At 72.8% G+C, this 16953-nt stretch carries 11 protein-coding genes and 1 pseudogene; 9 read left to right on the top strand and 3 right to left on the bottom strand.

All coding sequences use genetic code 11. From position 1 onward, the window contains the following. The first annotated feature begins 2 nt into the window (after positions 1-2). The 5 genes and pseudogenes from FBY41_RS17970 to FBY41_RS24050 all read left to right on the top strand — a co-directional run. Positions 3-1586, top strand: a complete 1584-nt coding sequence (locus tag FBY41_RS17970) for a hypothetical protein (RefSeq protein ID WP_141845627.1) — start codon at positions 3-5, stop codon at positions 1584-1586. A 108-nt stretch (positions 1587-1694) separates the two neighbouring features. Then, complete coding sequence (locus FBY41_RS17965) at positions 1695-1940, top strand: hypothetical protein (RefSeq protein WP_141845626.1); 246 nt, start codon at positions 1695-1697, stop codon at positions 1938-1940. 91 nt (positions 1941-2031) lie between these two features. After that, entirely contained in the window at positions 2032-3186 is a 1155-nt protein-coding gene (locus tag FBY41_RS17960; protein ID WP_141845625.1) for a glycosyltransferase family 4 protein, read from the top strand. Beyond that, positions 3186-3956, top strand: coding sequence for a class I SAM-dependent methyltransferase (locus FBY41_RS17955; RefSeq protein WP_141845624.1), 771 nt, complete (start codon positions 3186-3188; stop codon positions 3954-3956). Before FBY41_RS17960 ends, FBY41_RS17955 begins: the two co-directional genes overlap by 1 nt. Beyond that, positions 3910-7200, top strand: a pseudogene (locus tag FBY41_RS24050) (alpha-(1->3)-arabinofuranosyltransferase domain-containing protein); the annotation flags it as partial. The gene FBY41_RS17955 and the pseudogene FBY41_RS24050, both read left to right, overlap by 47 nt. A gap of 905 nt (positions 7201-8105) precedes the next feature. Here FBY41_RS24050 and FBY41_RS24045 read toward each other — a convergent pair. Both FBY41_RS24045 and FBY41_RS17940 read right to left on the bottom strand, forming a co-directional pair. Continuing rightward, on the bottom strand, positions 8106-9314 hold the full coding sequence (locus FBY41_RS24045; RefSeq protein ID WP_141845622.1) for an acyltransferase family protein: 1209 nt from the start codon (positions 9312-9314) through the stop codon (positions 8106-8108). Then, the gene (locus FBY41_RS17940) at positions 9311-11293 is read right to left on the bottom strand and encodes a hypothetical protein (protein WP_141845621.1); all 1983 of its coding nucleotides are present in this window, start codon (positions 11291-11293) and stop codon (positions 9311-9313) included. The genes FBY41_RS24045 and FBY41_RS17940 overlap by 4 nt, the downstream gene beginning before the upstream one ends. A gap of 134 nt (positions 11294-11427) precedes the next feature. Here FBY41_RS17940 and FBY41_RS17935 point away from each other — a divergent pair, with 134 nt between their 5' ends. Then, a complete protein-coding gene (locus tag FBY41_RS17935) occupies positions 11428-12504 on the top strand; it encodes a DUF3068 domain-containing protein (protein ID WP_141845620.1) in 1077 nt (358 codons plus the stop codon). A gap of 8 nt (positions 12505-12512) precedes the next feature. Here FBY41_RS17935 and FBY41_RS17930 read toward each other — a convergent pair whose 3' ends face one another. Further along, positions 12513-13322: a class I SAM-dependent methyltransferase gene (locus FBY41_RS17930; RefSeq protein WP_141845619.1), complete on the bottom strand. Its 810-nt coding sequence runs from the start codon at positions 13320-13322 to the stop codon at positions 12513-12515. A gap of 170 nt (positions 13323-13492) precedes the next feature. Between FBY41_RS17930 and rpsA the strand changes: the two genes are divergently transcribed. From rpsA to FBY41_RS17915, 3 genes are all read left to right on the top strand, one after another. Next, positions 13493-15004: a 30S ribosomal protein S1 gene (gene rpsA, locus FBY41_RS17925; protein ID WP_141845618.1), complete on the top strand. Its 1512-nt coding sequence runs from the start codon at positions 13493-13495 to the stop codon at positions 15002-15004. A 116-nt stretch (positions 15005-15120) separates the two neighbouring features. After that, positions 15121-16059 (top strand): glycerophosphodiester phosphodiesterase family protein, encoded by a 939-nt coding sequence (locus FBY41_RS17920; RefSeq protein WP_141845617.1) that lies wholly within the window; start codon positions 15121-15123, stop codon positions 16057-16059. A gap of 238 nt (positions 16060-16297) precedes the next feature. After that, the gene (locus FBY41_RS17915; RefSeq protein ID WP_221629338.1) at positions 16298-16951 is read left to right on the top strand and encodes a TetR/AcrR family transcriptional regulator; all 654 of its coding nucleotides are present in this window, start codon (positions 16298-16300) and stop codon (positions 16949-16951) included. The last annotated feature ends 2 nt before the right edge of the window (positions 16952-16953 follow it).

Genomic DNA, 16953 nt, shown 5'->3' with positions numbered 1-16953 from the left:
GCATGATGCCAGCCCGGCGGCCGACTGCGCTCGCCGTCGCGGCTGGGACGTGCGTCACGATTGCGCTCACGGCACTGCTGCTGTGGCCGGCGGCCGGCCGTGGCCAGCTGCTCTATCGCGACTTCGTCTCGGTCCCCGAGCCGTCGCTGACCTCCCGCACGCTGGGCCTCGAGGGGCCCGCGCCCCGAGCCGTGCCGCTCGACCTCGTCATCGCGCTCCTCGACCCGGTCGTGCCGTCCGGGATCTTCCAGCTGCTCCTGCTCGCAGCGACGCTCCTGCTCGCCGGTGTCGGCGTGACCGTGCTGCTGCGCCGGTGGGGCCCGGTCGCCACGGTGGTGGGCGCTGCGCTCGCCACGTGGTCGCCGTATGCCGTCGAGCGCCTGCTGCTCGGACAGCCCCCGACACTGCTCGCCGTCTCGACCCTGCCGTGGATCGTCGTCGTGGCCCGCGAGGCAGCCAGCCGGCGGCGCTGGCTCGTGCTCACCGTCGTGGCCGCGCTCCCGGCCGCCCTGACGCCGGTGGGCGGCCTCACCGCCGCTGCCGCTGCCCTCGTCGCTGCCGTCGCATTCCGTCGGGCGCCGCTCCGTGACCTCGGTGTGGTCGCGGTCCTCGCCCTGCTCTGGTGCTCGCCGTGGCTCGTGGCCGTCGTCACCGGGCACGCGGACGCCGGCCAGTCCGACGGGGCACAGGCGTTCGCGGTCCGGGCCGCGGGCGTGCACGGCGTGCTCGATGTGCTGACGGGCGGGGGCGTGTGGAGCGAGGGCGCGACCCCTGCCTCACGCCTACGCTGGTGGCCTCTCGTCGTCGGCTGCCTCACCCTCGGCCTCGCGATGGTCGGCGCCACCGGCCTGCGCCGTCACCGGCGCCTGGCGTTCACCTGCCTCGTGGCACCGCCGGTCGTGGCTCTCGTCCTGGCCACCCCGTTGGGGCTCGCCGTGATGGCGGCGGCGCAGTCGGTGCCCGGTGTGGCCCTGATGCGTGACACCCATCGTTGGGTCGGCATCAGCGCCATGACCGTGGCCGTGCTCGCACCACTCGGCCTCCGTGCGCTCGTGCAGCGAGCCGGCGCGTCGCACCGCGGACCGCGCCGGGGGCTCGGCATCGCGGTGGCGCTCTCGGCAGGGGTCCTCGGGGTGTCGCTCGCCGTGCTCGCGGTGCCCGACGCCGCGGCACGGCTGCACGCGGCATACCGGCCGGTGACCTTGCCGTCGTCGTGGCAGCGCGTCGTCGCGGCGGTGGGGGAACGGCACGCCCTCGTGCTGCCGTGGCAGCCCATGCGGTCTGTCGGCTGGGCCGGCCCGGAGCCGTTCCTCGACCCCCTTCCGCTCGCGCTGCGCGGCCCGGTGACCGTCGGGCGTGACCTGATCGTCGTCCGCGACGGGCGCCTGCTGCGCGTCGGGGGAGCCGACCCCGAGTCGTCGGCGTCCTGGGCGAGGGGGGAGCTCGATGCCGCGCAGCTGCGGCGGCTCGGCATCGAGGCGGTCGTCGAGTGGCTCGGCACCCCTGGACGCCTGCCGGTCACGCACGCGGGGCTCGTCGAGGTGCTGCGCGGCGACGGCTTCGTCGTGTGGAGGGTGCGTGACTGAGGACACCTGAGAACGCACCTGCCGCCGGCTTGCCAACCGGCCGCGCACCGCTACCATACTCACGAGTAAGTCACGCCATGGCGGCGTGCTGGGAGGAAGTCGACACCTGTGAAGTCCACCGTGCTGTCCCGAGTGCTGGCCCGACTGAACGCCACGCCGAGCAGCGGTCGTCGTGACCGCGGAGCGGTCTCCGGACTTCTCATCGGCCTCGCCTGCGTCCTCCTCGGAGGAGGGGCGGCAGCGGTCGCCGTCACCGCCGTGGTGACCGCGACGGGCCCCAACGACAGCGGGGCCGTGCTCAACGGTCCGCAGAAGCCCGTGTCGCCCACCGAGATCATCCGCTACGGCGGCTGACCGACCTGACGGGCGGGCCGGGCAGCTTTCGAGCAACCCTCGAGCAGCCCAACCCGCCGGCTCAGCCCAGCACGACGAACGACGAGGTTCCATGCGCATCGCCCTGCTCAACTGGCGTGACCTGACGCACCCGGAGGGCGGAGGCGCCGAGCGCTACGCCCAGACGGTGTGCGCGGGCCTCGCCCGCCGCGGGCACGACGTCACGATGTTCTGCGCGGCCCACCCCGGTGCGGCTCCCGTCGAGGAGATCGACGGCTACAGCATCGTGCGGCGGGGTGGCCGCTCGACGGTCTACCCCGCGACCCTGCGCGCCCTCGTCCGGTCGGGCCGCGCGCACGGCGACTACGACGTCGTCGTCGACACGCAGAACGGCCTGCCGTTCTGGTCACCCCTCGTCACGAAGACTCCGGTGGTCAGCCTCGTGCACCACGTCCACCGCGAGCAGTGGCCGGTCGTCTTCGGGCGCGTCATGGCTCGGGTCGGCTGGACGCTCGAGTCACGCGTCTCGCCCCGGGTCTACCGCGGCAGCACCTACGTCACCGTGTCGGGCCGCAGCCGCGACGAGCTCGTCGGTCTCGGGGTGCGGGCCGAGGACATCCACGTCATCCACAACGGCACCGACCGGCCGATGGCCCTCGGCGTGCCGCGCGCTGCGACGCCGACGGTGGTCGTCCTCGGCCGGCTCGTGCCGCACAAGCGGGTCGAGCTCGCCATCGACACCCTCCGGCTCCTGCGCGACCGCGTGCCCGGCGTGCAGCTGCGCATCGTCGGTGACGGCTGGTGGCGGCATCGGGTCGAGGAGCACGCCCAGGCGGCGGGTCTCACCGATGCGGTGCACTTCCTCGGCTACGTCGACGAGGTGACGAAGCACCGCGAGCTGTCGCGGGCCTGGGTCGCGCTCGCGCCGAGCGCCAAGGAGGGGTGGGGGCTGGGCGTCGTCGAGGCCGGCGCCCACGGCGTGCCGACCGTGGCCCACCACGGCGCGGGCGGGCTGGCGGAGTCGATCGTCGACGGCCGCACAGGGGTGCTCGTCGACGACGTCGAGGGCATGGCCCGCGCGACCGCACACCTGCTCCGCGACGAGTCGGCGCGCACGGCGATGGGGGAGCGGGCCCGCGAGCACGCAGCCCTGCACTCGTGGGAAGGGGCCGTCGCCTCGTGGGAGGCCCTGCTCGCGGCTGTCGTGGCCGGCGGCCTCCTGCAGGGCGCCCCGGAACCCCTGCAGCGCGAGGCCGCGAGCGCCTGATGACTGCGCCGCACCCGTCGTCGGGCGGCGACGCGCTGGCCCCGTCAGGCACGCTGCGACGCTCGGTCCAGCTCCTGCGCGCCTTCCGCGTCGAGCAGACCGACCCCGACCGCTTCTACTCGCTGCTCGCGCTCGACTCGATCCGCGAGGTGCGCCGATGGTGCGAGCTCGAGGGCGCAGCGGTGCTCGACGTCGGCGGCGGCCCGGGTTACTTCGCCGACGCCTTCGCGGCCGCCGGCGCCCGGTATGCCGGGGTGGACCCTGACGTCGGCGAGCTCACCGCCCGAGGTGGCGTGGGCACGAACATGATGCGGGCCTCCGGGCTCGCCCTGCCCGTCGCGACCGGGGCGCTCGACCTCGTCTACTCGAGCAACGTGCTCGAGCACGTGCCCCAGCCCGAGGTGATGGCCGATGAGATGGTGCGGGTCGCCCGTCCGGGAGGCACCGTCGTCATCTCGTGGACCCCGTGGCTCTCGCCGTGGGGCGGTCACGAGACGGCCCCCTGGCACTACCTCGGTGGTCGCCGCGCGGCCGACCGGTATGCCCGTCGCACGGGTCACCGGCCCAAGAACGACTTCGGACGCAGCCTCTACGCCTGCTCGGTCGAGCGGATGATGCGCTGGCTCGACGGCGCGCGGGCGGACGGCCGGGCCGAGGTGGTCGAGGTGCTGCCCCGCTACCACCCGGCCTGGGCGCGCTGGGTCGTGCACGTGCCGGGAGTGCGTGAGGTCGTCAGCTGGAACGCCGTCATCGTGGTGCGGAAGCGGTGACCCGGTGGGTCCACTCACCCTGACCTCGGCTCCGACCGACCGGCCCGAGGCAACCGCATCCGAGACCGCCCCGACTCCTCCGGGGTCCCCGGCGCCGCGCCTCGTCTGGCACCTGCGACTCGTCGCCGTCGTCATCGGGCTCGCCGCGATCTGCTTCCGCCAGTCCCCGGGGCTCATCGTGCCCGACACCAAGCTCGACCTCACGGCCGACCCGGCGGGCTTCCTGCTGCGTGCCCTCCACCTGTGGGACCCGCAGGGGGCGCTGGGCCAGCTCCAGAACCAGGCCTACGGCTACCTCTTCCCCGTCGGGCCCTTCCACCTGCTCCTCACCGGCGCGGGCCTGCCGGCCTGGGTCGTGCAGCGGCTGTGGTGGACGACGATCCTCGTCGTCGCCTTCCTCGGCATCTGGCGTCTCAGCCGGGCCATGGGGGTGGAGCAGCCCTGGGTGCGCCTCGTCATCGCCGTGGTCTACGCCCTCGGTCCCCGCATGCTCAGCGAGGTCGCCATCACCTCGGTCGAGGTGTGGCCGCTCGCGCTCGCGCCGTGGGTGCTGCTGCCGCTCGTCGTGCCCGACCGCTCGGTGCGCTGGCGCGCCACCCGCTCCGGGCTCGCCTTCGCGTGCGTCGGAGGGGTCAACGCCGTCGCGAGCGGGGCGGTCCTCGTGCTGCCACTGCTCTGGCTCCTCACCCGCCGCTGGGACCGCGAGCTGCTGCGGCTCGCCCTCGCCTGGGCACCAGCCGTCGTGGTCGCCTCGGCCTGGTGGGTGCTGCCGCTGCTCGTCCTCGGCCGCAACAGCCCGCCCTTCCTCAGCTGGATCGAGAACGCCGCGGTGACGACGGCCACGGCGAGCCCCTTCGAGGCGCTGCGTGGCACGAGCGCCTGGCTCGGCTTCCTCGCGACACCGGCGGGTCCGTCGTGGCCGGCGGCGTGGCTGCTGCTCACCTCGCCCCTGCTCGTCGTCGCGACGACGGTGGTGGCGGCGTGCGGCCTCGCCGGTCTCGCGCTGCGACGCACCCCGCACCGCGCCTTCCTGATGCTCGGGCTCGTCGTGGGTCTCGGCCTCGTGACCCTCGGCAACCCGGTCTCCGGCTGGTTCCCGGAGGCGGCTCGCCACCTGCTCGACGGACCGCTCGCACCGCTGCGCAACACGCACAAGTTCGAGCTCGTCGTGCGCCTGCCGCTCGTCATCGGCCTCGGCCACCTGCTGGCCCGGGCCCACGCCCTGCTCCGCTCCGGCCGGGTGTCGCTGCCCGCGTGGTCCGACGGCTGGGTGCGACGAGGGCTGCCCGCGCTCGTCGTGACGTCGCTGCTCGTCGTCGCCTGTGCTCCGGCCGTCGGCGTCGCGCTCGCGCGCCCCGAGGGCTATCGCGTCATCCCCGACCACTGGCGCCAGGCCGCGGCCTGGCTCGATGCCCAGGCAGCGCCGGGCGCCGTGCTCGTCGCACCGGCCGCGAGCTTCAGCGACCTCACCTGGGGCTCCACCAAGGACGAGCCGCTGCAGGCGCTCATGCACCGCCCCTTCGTCGTGCGCGACGCGGTGCCGCTCGGCTCAGCGGGTGCGACGCGGCTGCTCGACTCGCTCCAGGACCGCCTCGGATCGGGTCAGCGCGTCGACGGGCTGCGCACCGTGCTCGCGGGTGCCGGCATCGGATTCGTGCTCGTGCGGAACGAGATCCGCCTCGACGCGCAGGGCTCGCCCCCGGCGGCGGTGACGCGGGCGCTCGTCGAGTCCGGTCTGCGCCGGGTCGCGTCGTTCGGGCCGCTCACAGGCGCGTACGGAGAGTCCGACTCCCTCACGGTCGACCACCGCACGCTCGTGCAGCGGCCCGCGATCGAGATCTACGCCGTCAGCGGTGCCCAGCCGGCGCGGCTGGTGTCGACGGCCGACCTCGCGCGCGTCACGGGCGGACCCGAGAGCCTCCTCGGCCTCGCCGACGCGACCGGTCGTCGAGACGTGCTCGCGGGGACGGACGCACTCGCCGTGCCGACCTCGTCGACGAGCCCGTGGGTGCTGACCGACGGGCAACGACGGCGTGAGGTCGACTTCGGCTCCGCCGCCGACAACACGTCGCAGCTGCTGTCACCCGACGACCCCGGTCGGTCGGGACGCACGGTGATCGACTACACCTCCGATCCCGGCGCGGGCCAGACGGTGCTGCACTGGCGGGGGGTCCGGTCGGTGACGGCCTCGTCATCGGCGTCGGATGCCACCGCGACGTTGCGACTCGGCCCGGGCAACGGCCCCGCGGCGGCCCTCGACGCGGACCTGCGCACCCGCTGGGTGAGCGGCACGTACGGGTCTGCCGTGGGGGAGTGGTTCCGGGTCGACCTCGACGGCGAACGCGATGTCTCCGGGACGACGATCTCGGTGTCGGGAAACACACCTGTGGCGGCCGAGCCGGCCGTCCTGCGGGTCGAGACCGCCGCCGGCGCCACGACGAGCGAGGTGCGGCCCGGACCCATCCTTCCGCTGCTCACCCCGCCGGGCCGGACGAGCTGGATCCGCATCACCTTGGCTCGTGTGGGCGAGGGAGCACCGAACGGCTTCTCCATCAACGAGATCGGCATCCCGGGCGTCGATCCCGGGCCCACTGCAGTCCTCCCCGCGAGCGCCTCAGGTGCGTCCGGCACCCCCGACGCCGTCCTGCTGCAGGAAGGTGCCCGGGGTCGCAGCGCGTGCCTCACCCTCGACGCGGTCGCTCGCTGCTCCCCGACGCTCGGCCAGGAGTGGGAGGAGACGGGGTGGTCGCGACAGTGGAGCGCGGAGCGTCCCACGACGTATGCCGTGTCGGGCACCGTCCGCGCGCTCGACGGCCCGGCCGCCGAGCGCCTCCTCGCCCTCCCCTCGGGCATCGAGGCGGCGGCGAGCTCCCGCCTCGTCGACGCCCCCTCCGGCAGGCCCGAGGCCGCCCTCGACGGCGACCCCGGCACGGGCTGGGTGGCCGGCGAGATCGACCCCGCTCCGTGGTTCAGCCTCCGCCTCCCGCAGCCGCGGGTGCTGTCCGGGCTGACCTTCACGAAGTCCTTCGACCTCGCCGCGTCGACTCCGGTCGAGGTGCGCATCACCTTCGACGACGGCAGCACGGTGACGCGTCGCGCAGACTCCGAGGGTCGTGTCTCCTTCCCGAGCAAGCGAACCCGCACCCTGAAGCTCGCCTTCGGCGACGTGCGGCTGCTCGAGAACATCGACTCCGCAACGGGTCGTCGTACCTTTGCGCCCACCGGCTTCAGCGAGCTGAGGCTGAGCGGTGCGGCCGACCTGGTGCGGCCGTTGTCGCCGGACCGGTCGACGGGCGTGCCGTGCGGCTTCGGACCGCCGATCGACGTGGACGGGAGGCGGGTGCTCACCTCGGTCACCGGGCGGGTGGGTGACGTGCTCGAGGGCCGACCTCTGCGCTGGCAGGTCTGCTCCGACCGCTCGAGCCTCGAGACCCCGTCGGGCACCGTGCTCGTGCGCGCCCGCGCGACCGCCGAGTTCGCCCCGGTGACGCTCGAGCTGCTCGGGGCCGGCGCGCCGCGCCGGGCAGCCGCGCAGACCCCGGTCTCGCTCGAGCGGCCGACCCCGGCTCAGGTCGTCGCCACCCTCCCGCAGCGGTCGGCTCCGACGACGCTCGTCGTCGCCCAGAACTTCCACTCCGGGTGGGAGGCTGCGACGGCGGACGGGCGGACCCTCACCCCCGTGCGCGTCAACGGCTGGCAGCAGGGCTGGCTCGTGCCGGCCGGGTCGGCGACGGCCGTCTCGGCGAGCTTCACCCCCGACGTGCCCTACCAGCTCGCCCTGCTCCTCGGTGCCCTCCTGCTCGTCAGCGGTCTCGTGCTCACCGTCGCGCTCGCCCGTCGCGACGAGGACGCACGGCCGTCACGGCTGACCCCGGCCCGCCCGACCGTCGTGCTGGCCGTCGCCGCCGCGGCCGTCGCCGTCGTCGGGGGACCGGTGGCCGTGGCGGCGCTGCTCGTCGTCGGGGTCGTGGCACTGCTGCCCTCGGCGGGGCGGCACGAGCGGCCCGACCCCGTCGTCTGGTGGTCCGCCGGGCGCCGTCGGAGACGGGCCGTGCTGGCGCTCGCCGTGCTCGGTCCGGTCGCGGCCGCCGTCGTCGTGGCCGCGGACCCCTGGCCCGGAGGCCGGCTGGGCATCGAGGCGCCGGTCGTTCAGGCGGGCGTGTGGCTCGGTGTCGCGGCGTCGCTGTGGGTGGCGCTCGGCGACGGCCGCCGCCGGCCGAGGCTCGGCATGGTGCGGACCCGGCGCATGACCGGCCGCTCGAGCACGACGTAGCTCACCGTGGCGACGGCGACGGCGAGCGCCGCCGTCAGCAGCCAGCGCTCCCAGAAGCCGCCCTCGAAGGTGGCGAGCCCCAGCCACCGGCTCACGAGCTCGAGGATGACGACGTGGTAGGCGAAGACGCCGTAGGAGATGAGGCCGAGGCCGACGCCGACGCGCCCTGACAGGGCCCGCACCGCCGTGGGCTCGGGCGCAGGTGGCACGGCGAGCACCGTCGGCAGGACGACGAGCGCGCCGATGACGGCATACAGCAGCGACTTCGTGGCGGCCTGCAGCGGGGTGGGCTCGGTGAGGTCGAGCGGCCCGGCGACGGGCGTCGACGCGAGCACGAAGAGCGCGGCGGCGAGGCCCCACACGGTGCCCGGGTAGGCCGCGAGCCGGTCGAGACGTCCGGCCGGCAGCACCCCCGTCGTGCGCGCCGCGTGCCAGGCGGCGAGGAGCATGCCGAGCCCGAACCAGCCGACGAAGCCGGGCAGCCACAGGCGCGCCTGGCTCTGGCCGAGCACCGTGACGATCGCCATCCACGCCGGCCCGGCAAGGACGAGCACGCCGCCGGCCACGCTCATCCGCCGCACCCACCGGTGGTCGCGGGGGCCACGGCAGGCGAGCGCCGCGACGACGGGCAGGGCGAGGTAGAATGCGACCTCGGTGCAGAGGCTCCACAGCTGGGTGAGCCCCACGGTCTGCGGCGTGCCGACGTAGATCTGCACGAGGAAGGCGTGTGCGAGGTAGTCGCCGACCGGCGCGTCCTCGCGCACGAGCAGCCACGCCGCGGCCACGACGACCCACAGGACGGGGAGGATGCGCCCGGCCCGCCGCACGAGGTATGCCGCCGGGCGGGGTCGGTGGTGCCCCTGAAGGTGCGCCATGGCGTGCGGTCGGAAGAGCAGGAAGCCGGAGACGACGAAGAAGAGCGCGACGCCGACATCGAGCCGCGAGATCAGCCCCGCGAAACGGCCCTCCAGGGCGGCACCGCTCTCGAATCCGACGTGCGTGGTCAGCACCGCCAGCGCCCCCACGAGGCGCAGCCCGTCGAGCGCCCGGAAGCGCGTGGGGTGCGCGCCCGGTCGCGGCGTCATGAGGCCGCGGCCGGCGCCGGGAACCCGACCTGGGCGTCACCGACGCAGAAGTTGACGCCCGGGGAGATGCCGCTCACGGTGATCCGGTCGCCGGCCGAGACGAAGGAGAGCCAGACCTGGCCGACGCCCTTGGTGAACGGGACCGAGACGGTGTCGTCGCCGAGCGTGACGCTCGCGACGGTGGACTGGTCGGCGAGGTAGCCGAGCCGGACCGCCCACCCCCACTCGGCCACGCGCTGCGTGAGGGGCACCTCGATCGAGCCGCCCGTCGAGGTGTAGCAGCCCGTGTGTGGCACGGACCTCGCCACCTCCGACATCCCCATCGGCACGAGCGACCCGTCCTGGGAGAGGACGTAGGGGTTGGTGAAGGCGCGTCGGGTGCGGGCGTCGGCCCGGGTCTGCTCGTCCTGCAGCGGGGAGAGGTAGCGACTGGTGAGGTTGTACTGCGCGAAGAGTGGCCCGATGATGCCGCCCGGCACCTCAGTGTCCCAGACCCGGGCGTCGGCAGGGAGGCGCTCGAGGGAGGAGATCGTGTTGGTGACGAAGGCCCGGGCCGGGTTGCCGGTGCTGAACCTCGCGTAGCCGCCCATGGCGTGGAAGGAGATGCCGGTGACGACGACGGCCATGACGGCGACGGCGACCACCCCGACCCGGCGGGGCACGGCAGCGAGGAGGTCACGACCCGTCGACGTCCACGGGTGGGCCTCGCCGCGCAGCGGCATGAGGCAGGCCCCGAGGGTCACGACGAGCGGCACGGTGGCGTCGGCGAGGTAGCGGGTCTCGAGCGCCACGATGGCGCCGCCGTAGGCCACCCGCCCGGCGGCGATCGTCGCGAGCGAGCCGAGGAGGTAGACACCGAGCGCCAGCCAGAAGCGCCCGCCGTGGCGCCGCACGAGCAGCGAGCCGAAGAGGACGGCCGCGGCGAGGATCCACATCACCCAGTCGAAGGCCCTCGGGGAGTCGACGATCGCCAGCGCGTAGCTCGTCGGCTGCCAGTCCCAGGGGCCGCCGAAGGTGCCGGGGATGAAGGTGCGGAAGACGCTGAGGTAGACGAAGTCGGTGAGCGGGCCCGCGGGCGGCGGCGTGACCGGGGAGTCGTTGCCGGCGCTGCGCACCCCGGGCAGGTAGAGCACGAGGTAGAGAGCGAAGGCTGCGAGGTAGCCGATCCACACGGGGCCGGTGCGCCTGAAGATCGCCCACACCGACCGCACTCCGCGCCGGGCACCCGGGGTGATCGCGAGGGTGAAGAAGACGAGGTAGGGCAGGACGATGACGATCTTCTCGAAGCTGGCGAGCCCCACGACCAGCCACACGACGGCGAGCACGGCGTCACGGGGACGACCGTGGCGCACGTAGCGGGTGTGCGAGCGCAGCCCTCCCGCGATGGCGATCATGAGGGGCAGCCAGATGATCGCGGCGGACAGCCACGTGAAGGCGGGGAGGGTGAGCGGGGTGAGGCAGAAGATGCCGTAGGGGAGCAGGACGAGCCACCGGCGCCCGAAGAGCTCGACGAGCAGCGACCAGACGAGCGCGGCGAGCACGACCTGCCCCGCGACGAGCACGATGACCGCGACCGTCCAGTTGAGCGGCGCGAGGTGGGCGAGCAGCCACATCGTCGCGAAGCCGATGGGCTCGAAGTGGCCCGTGTGCACCCGGGTGAGGTAGTCCCAACCGAGCGTGTTCTCGACCGCCCGGGCGCTCAGCATGAAGTCGTCGGTGATGAAGAAGCTGTCCTTGACGACGCTGAGCCGCACGCCGAGGGCGATGACGGTCAGGACGATCGCGACGGCACGGAGCGGGTCGCGCAGCAGCCACGGCGCCTCGCCGGGCGCGTCGAGCGTCCCGTCGGCCGCATCCCCCTCGGGGCTGCCGTTCTCGGGTTCGCGGCTGGGGTCGCTGGAGGTCTCCGGGGATCCGTCCCGGGCTGACGCGAGATCGCCGGCACGGTGGCTGCCGGCCACCCCTGCTTCGGTCCCCATACCTGTTCAACCTCCGACACGCCCTTGTGGTGACGGCTCACCGTACACGCTGATAGGGTCCGCACCGAAGCAGCGGTTACCGGTGCGTAACCCTCGCTCTCTGACAGCGTCGTCACCATCACCGGGAGTCCTTCGTGCGTCGTGTTTTCGGAGCAGTTGCCCTCGTCCTCGGCGTCACTCTCCTCGTGCTCGGCGCGGTCTCGCGGCCGCTCATCTACGACAAGCTCGCGACGGTCTCGCTCGACCAGCGCTCGACGTCCGTCTCCGAGGGCCAGAACATGTCGGCGCTGCGGGTCTGGAGCGACGACACGGGCAAGTCCCACTTCGACCAGCTGACCGACGCGACCATCCGCAGCACGCGTCAGGTCGTCGGCATCCCGGGCGCCGTGCCCGAGGCGGAGCGCGACACCACGGCCGTCTGGCAGACCGGGGTCACGTCCGAGGCCGTCGGCGTCGGCTCGCTGACCTACAGCCAGGAGCTCGTGACCTTCGACCGCCGGAGCGGCCTGACGACGGGTGCCGCGCGAGACGAGCGCTCTGCGGGCGACCTCGACGACCCGGCGAAGATGGTCCCCGTGAAGCACGAGGGGCTCTTCTTCAAGTTCCCCTTCGCCGTCGAGAAGAAGACCTATCCCTGGTGGGACGGAGACCTCTCCCAGGCGGTCGACATCTCCTTCGTCAAGGAGGAGGAGCTCTACGGCACCAACACCTACGTCTTCCAGCAGGTCATCCCGCCCACCGAGGTGCCACCGACCCGCACGGTGCCGGCTGCCGTCTTCGGGGGGACCGGTGCTGACGTCCAGGCCACGGTGAGCTACGGCAACACCCGCACGCTGTGGATCGAGCCCAACACGGGCGTCATCATCAAGGGCCAGGAGCAGGTCGACAAGTCGCTCATCAGCACGCTCGGCACGGTGGCGACGACGAAGGGCACGATCGGCTACACCGACCAGACCGTGCGCGACAACGCCGAGACCTGGGGCTCGAAGGGCCGACTGCTCGGCTTCATCGGTGGACCGTTCCTGTGGGTCGGCATCGTCGCCGGCCTGGCGCTCATCGTCCTCGGGGCCGTGCTCATCGGCCGGCGCCCGGTGTCGACCGACCCCGGCGGCGCTCGTGGCCGTCGAGGCTCCGACGACTCCGACGACTCCGAGGGCGTGGACGGGCTCGGTCTCGACGGCGGCACCCGCCGCGAGCGGACCGGCGCCTGACGCCCCGCTCAGGCGGGCTTGCGGCAGACGTAGACCGCAGTACCCGGGAACAGGCGCCCGCGCAGGGGTGACCACGCACCCCACGTCTCCTCGTGACCCTCGGGCCACTCCGGCTCGACGAGGTCGAGGAGCACGAGCCCGGCCGCGCTGATCTCGCGCACCCGGTCACCCAGCGTCCGGTGGTGCTCGACGTAGGTCGCCGCGCCCGAGGCGTCCTGCTCGACGTAGGGCGTCCGATCGAAGTAGGACTGGCGCACCGTGAGCCCGTCGGGCCCCGGGTCGTCGGCGAAGGCCCACCGCATCGGGTGGGTCGTCGAGAAGACGAACCGCCCACCGGGCCGGAGCACCCGGGCCGCCTCGGCCATCACGACGTCGGAGTCGCCGACGAAGGGCACGACGCCGTATGCCGTGAAGACCGTGTCGAAGACGCCGCTGGGGAAGGGCAGGGCGCGTCCGTCGCACTGGAGGAACGGCACCCGGCTCGCCGGCGGCACGCGGCGGTTGACCTCGAGCCCCTCGAGCACCATGCCGGCCGACAGGTCGGTCGCGACGACGGTCGCGCCACGGGCCGCCAGCCAGCGGGAGCACTGACCGGATCCGGCCCCGATCTCGAGCACGACCTGGCCACGCGGTTCGCCCAGCAGCCCCGCCTCCTCCTCGCGGAGGCGCTCCGGGCCCCAGACGAAGTCGGTGTCGCCGAGGAACTCGCCGTGCTCGACGTAGTAGCCCGCGGCCTCGCCGTCCCACCACGTGCGGTTGGCCGTGACCGTCTCGGCGGGAGGCGCGACACGCCGGGTGACCTCGGACGGCGTGCTCACGGCATACGTCGTTCTCTTTGACCGGGTGCTGACAGCGCCGATAGGATTACCGGGCACATCCGTGTGCGCACGACACTGTTGAACCTGTCCACAAGATGCCGGGGCGCCGAGCCATGCTCACGCGCCGCGTCGTCCCCAATCAAACCGTCCACAATCGGAGTTCCTACTACATGACTGCCTACACGGTCGAAAAGACCGCGCCTGAGATCGCCATCAACGACATCGGCTCTCAGGAAGACATCCTTGCGGCGATCGACGCCACCATCAAGGACTTCAATGACGGCGACATCGTCGAGGGTCGCATCGTCAAGGTCGACCGGGACGAGGTCCTGCTCGACATCGGCTACAAGACCGAGGGCGTCATCCCCTCGCGCGAGCTGTCCATCAAGCACGACGTCGACCCCGGCGAGATCGTCAAGGTCGGTGACGAGGTCGAGGCCCTCGTCCTCCAGAAGGAGGACAAGGAAGGCCGCCTCATCCTGTCCAAGAAGCGTGCGCAGTACGAGCGCGCCTGGGGCACGATCGAGAAGGTCAAGGAAGAGGACGGCGTCGTCACCGGCACCGTCATCGAGGTCGTCAAGGGTGGCCTCATCCTCGACATCGGCCTGCGCGGCTTCCTGCCTGCCTCGCTCGTCGAGATGCGCCGCGTCCGCGACCTCCAGCCCTACGTGGGCAAGGAGATCGAGGCCAAGATCATCGAGCTCGACAAGAACCGCAACAACGTGGTCCTGTCGCGCCGCGCCTGGCTCGAGCAGACGCAGTCCGAGGTGCGCACGACGTTCCTCAAGGAGCTCCAGAAGGGCCAGGTCCGTTCGGGCGTCGTGTCCTCCATCGTCAACTTCGGTGCGTTCGTGGACCTCGGCGGCGTCGACGGTCTCGTCCACGTCTCCGAGCTGTCGTGGAAGCACATCGACCACCCGTCCGAGGTCGTCGAGGTCGGCACCGAGGTCACCGTCGAGGTGCTCGACGTCGACATGGACCGTGAGCGTGTCTCCCTGTCGCTGAAGGCGACGCAGGAGGACCCGTGGCAGCACTTCGCTCGCACGCACGCCATCGGCCAGGTCGTCCCGGGCAAGGTCACCAAGCTCGTCCCCTTCGGCGCGTTCGTGCGTGTCGAGGACGGCATCGAGGGCCTCGTGCACATCTCCGAGCTGGCCGAGCGCCACGTGGAGCTGCCGGAGCAGGTCGTCAACGTCGGCGACGAGATCTTCGTCAAGGTCATCGACATCGACCTCGAGCGTCGTCGCATCTCGCTGTCGCTCAAGCAGGCCAACGACCAGTCCGTGCCGGTGTCGGAGTTCGACCCGACCCTCTACGGCATGGCCGCCGAGTACGACGAGGCCGGCAACTACAAGTACCCCGAGGGCTTCGACCCGGAGACGAACGAGTGGCTCGAGGGCTTCGAGTCCCAGCGCGAGAAGTGGGAGCGTCAGTACGCCGAGGCCCACGCCCGCTGGGAGGCCCACAAGGCCCAGGTCGACGCCGCGACGAAGGCCGACGCCGAGGCTGCTGCCGGTGGCAGCACGTCGACGTCGTACTCCTCCGCCACGGGTGACGTCGCCGACTCGGGCGACGCCGACCGCGGCGACCGGAGCCAGCGCAGCGCGCCGGCCCCGGTCGAGGGCACGCTCGCTTCCGACGAGGCGCTCGCCGCGCTTCGTGAGAAGCTGACCGGCAACTGAGCCTCACCGCTCCGAAGGAGCCCCGGACCCTCGCGGTCCGGGGCTCCTTCGCTGTCTCACCGCAGATCGGCGGCGTGCCCCCCACCGCCGTGAGGCGGTGGCCGTAGGCTCGTGACATGGACTCGGCGGCAGCTGACGACCCCATCCGGCGATGGACCGCTCGAGGCTTCGACGTGCAGGGCCATCGCGGCGCCAAGGGACTCGTCGTCGAGAACACCCTCGAGAGCTTCAGGGCGGCCTACGAGGCCGGGGTGTCGGGGATCGAGCTCGACGTGCGCCTCTCGGCTGACGGTGAGGTCGTCGTCTGGCACGACGCGGTGCTGCTGACGCACAAGGCGTGGTCCGAGACCCCGGGACTCGTGGGGTCGCGGATCTGCGACCTGACGCTCGAGCAGCTGCGCTCCGTCGACGTCGGCAGCCAGACGCTCGAGGGGTTCCCCGACCAGCGACCGGCCACCGGGGCCCACATCGCGACGCTCGCCGAGGTGCTGGCGCTGGCGGTCGAGCACCCGTCCGACGTGTGGTGGACGGTCGAGCTCAAGGTCGACCCCACCGAGCCGACCGAGGTCGCGGGCCGGCGCCTCCTCGTCGAGAAGGTGCTCGAGTGCCTCCGTGGGGCAGGGCTCGAGAGCCAGAGCTTCGTGCACTCCTTCGACTGGGCGGTGCTCGAGATCTCGCGCGACCTCGCGCCGTCGGTTGCCCGGTCGGCCCTCGTCGAGGCGGGCGTCACGTGGGAGCCGGGCAGTCCCTGGACCGGCAGCGTCCGGGTGAGCGAGACCCACATCGACGTGTGCGCGGGTGCCGCGGCCGTCGGTGCCCACGTCGTCTCGCCCGAGCACGTGCTCGTCGACGACGCCTTCGTGTCCCGGGCGCGCGAGCTGGGGCTGGGAGTGCTCCCCTGGACGGTCAACGACCCCGGCACCATGCGTGCCCTCGTCGAGGCGGGGGTCGACGGGCTCGTCACCGACTACCCCGACCGGGCCGCGGCCGCGCTCGCCGACGTCGTCGGGGCTGGGGCCTCGCGACGCGCAGACGGGCGCGACGGCGGGCGGTGACGAGGGTCCGAACTCATGGTCCGGGCCCTCGCCACCCCTCCTGCACCCCTGCGGGCGGAGCCGGCCCGGCGTTCGTGGCACACTCGTCCGGTGGGCAGGTCGCCGCTGTCGACGACGAGACCGACGGGTGGAGTGACGGGGTGGGAACCCCTGCGCCCCCCCATTCACTGGAACGCCGTTCCAGCGAACGTCATCATCCAGTCGAAGGGCGCCGATGTCAACCGATCGGGCGTACGACATGAGCTCGAGGGCCGAGGCCGCGCAGGCCACCCGCCGTCGGATCATCGACGCCGCCGGTGACATGCTCCTGCGCGACGGCTACCACGCCATGTCGGTGAGCAGCCTTGCCGCGGCTGCGGGAGTCAGCGCCCAGACCGTCTACAACGCCATCGGCGGCAAGGCCGCCGTGGTCAAGGCGGTCTACGACGTCACGCTCGTCGGCGACGACGAGCCCATCGCGATGCCCGACCGACCCGAGTTCAAGGCGATGTCGTCGGCACCTGACCGCGACGCGTTCCTGCGGGCCTACGCCTCGCTCTGCGCGACGATCTACGAACGCACCGGCCCGCTCCTCGGTGTCCTCCTCGCCCAGGGCGCCGGCAACGACGCCGGACTGCAGGACTTCGTCGCGACGATCGAGCAGGAGCGCCGCACCGGCAACACGAACGTGCTCGCCGCGATGGAGCGCGTCCACGGCCTCCCGCCCGACCTCGACCGGGCCCGCTTCATCGACGTCGTCTGGGCCGTGACCGCACCAGAGGTCTACGACCGCTTCGTGCGCCGGTGCGGCTGGACACACGAGATGTATGCCGCTTGGCTGGCCGAGGCGCTCGTCGCGACGTTCCGCAGCGCCAGCGTCGCCCCATCCGTGACGTCCGACCCCGAGGAGTAGCC

Origin of the sequence: Humibacillus xanthopallidus, assembly GCF_006716675.1 — a bacterium.
Taxonomy (GTDB): domain Bacteria; phylum Actinomycetota; class Actinomycetes; order Actinomycetales; family Dermatophilaceae; genus Humibacillus; species Humibacillus xanthopallidus_B.
This window is presented reverse-complemented; position numbering and strand designations above follow the sequence as displayed.

Coding starts and splice junctions, on each gene's coding strand:
- FBY41_RS17970 (WP_141845627.1), top strand. CDS start 3: ATGATGCCAGCCCGGCGGCCGACTGCGCTCGCCGTCGCGGCTGGGACG.
- FBY41_RS17960 (WP_141845625.1), top strand. CDS start 2,032: ATGCGCATCGCCCTGCTCAACTGGCGTGACCTGACGCACCCGGAGGGC.
- FBY41_RS17955 (WP_141845624.1), top strand. CDS start 3,186: ATGACTGCGCCGCACCCGTCGTCGGGCGGCGACGCGCTGGCCCCGTCA.
- FBY41_RS24045 (WP_141845622.1), bottom strand. CDS start 9,314: ATGACGCCGCGACCGGGCGCGCACCCCACGCGCTTCCGGGCGCTCGAC.
- FBY41_RS17940 (WP_141845621.1), bottom strand. CDS start 11,293: ATGGGGACCGAAGCAGGGGTGGCCGGCAGCCACCGTGCCGGCGATCTC.
- rpsA (WP_141845618.1), top strand. CDS start 13,493: ATGACTGCCTACACGGTCGAAAAGACCGCGCCTGAGATCGCCATCAAC.
- FBY41_RS17920 (WP_141845617.1), top strand. CDS start 15,121: ATGGACTCGGCGGCAGCTGACGACCCCATCCGGCGATGGACCGCTCGA.
- FBY41_RS17915 (WP_221629338.1), top strand. CDS start 16,298: ATGAGCTCGAGGGCCGAGGCCGCGCAGGCCACCCGCCGTCGGATCATC.